The sequence below is a fragment of the Rheinheimera sp. genome (assembly GCF_030690345.1).
Classification (GTDB): Bacteria; Pseudomonadota; Gammaproteobacteria; order Enterobacterales; family Alteromonadaceae; genus Alishewanella.
Genome location: NZ_JAUYGV010000005.1, coordinates 1 through 1,342, shown reverse-complemented (window position 1 = coordinate 1,342; position 1,342 = coordinate 1). Strand labels below are relative to the sequence as shown.

Sequence of the window (1,342 nt, the reverse complement as noted above, 5' to 3'; positions counted from 1 at the left end):
ATTATCATAACCGCTAACCGTACCGGATACGGTACAAAAATTTCCGGTTATAATATCTGAAGCATCAGCATCAGCGCCTAATAATTTATTAACCAAAGGTATTTTAACCAGCCGAGATTTTATTTTAGCAAAAAACGATGGCTTATAAGCCGCGGTTAAATATTTAGTGCCGGCCGGACATTGGCTTGTGCCATAATCTCCGGCCACAATAACATTATCTTTAAAAATGCTTATCTGCATGGGCTGATCAAAAGTGGCTTGAATCAGGCTGTTGCGGCAAACTCCGGTAGCTCCGTTAGCCGGCAAAGTCCCGGTCACGGTCGGCCTGGCCTGGCAGCAAGTATCGTCGCCGCAGCCAACCGTATTAGCATCGCCGCATTGGTTATCGCTGCTGCAGCCGCAACAAAGCCCGCGCTTAACGCCAGAGCAAGACCCTTGGTCAGCTTTACAAGTTAAAAGAGAATTCAAGGTTTTACAGGTGTCTGCGGCGGCAAAAGGATCGCAACAGCAAATCCCGCATTTCGTTGCAGCCGGACCACTACCGTCGGCGTTAATGCAAGCAAAGCCGGTACATTTATTAATATCGCAACTTGCCGTTGTCGTAGCACTACTAAAGCAAGTATTATTAAACCCAGGCGCAGAGCCGCATTTATTATTGCATTCGGCCAAAGTCTCATAAGTCGCCGAGGTAGAGGTGGCTACTGGCGTATTGGCGCAGCTGCCAGACTTACATTCATAATAGGCGCAGTAATTATAAGATGGACTAGAAACGGCATAAGGCGCGGCTCCGCCGCGGCAAGCATTACTATTTTTAGCATCAACGCAACAAGTGCCTGTGCCTTGGCCACTGCAAACCGCCGCGTCGCTGATCGTGGCACAATCAGAACAGACACCGCTTGGATTAGCCGTATCAATTAAACAAAATTTTCCGCTAGTGCCGGAGCAATTACAAGCTTCATTATGTTCGGTCTGTGTCGTACCAACTGAGCCACAACCAGAACAACGTCCATAAGTACCAGTATTAGCGATTATGTCACTACCACATTTACCTTGGCATTTTAAAGGTGAGCAACAATCTTCGCTATCATGCCCGATACGGCAGCAGCATTCACAGCTAGCGCTATCGTTCTTTGTACATTTATCATCGCTACCGCAGGTTGAACCAATCGGACAAAGGCTCTGGCTAACTAGGCACCTGCCGTCAACCGCGCTGGCCGTTTCTTGACTGCACTTAAAACCGGTGTCGCAAATTGAACAAGTCGTATTATTTTCTGCGCAACGCCCGCCAGAAATACTAGTCCAACCGATTGGGCAAGAAGTACTAATTTTCATTATCCATCTG

Annotated in this window: 1 protein-coding gene; it reads right to left on the bottom strand. The window is 47.6% G+C overall.

The features are described from left to right. Positions 1-318 (bottom strand): Ig-like domain-containing protein (locus tag Q8O77_RS04810; protein ID WP_305551712.1); only part of this gene is annotated, 318 nt, incomplete at its 3' end. Positions 319-1,342 lie beyond the last annotated feature (1,024 nt).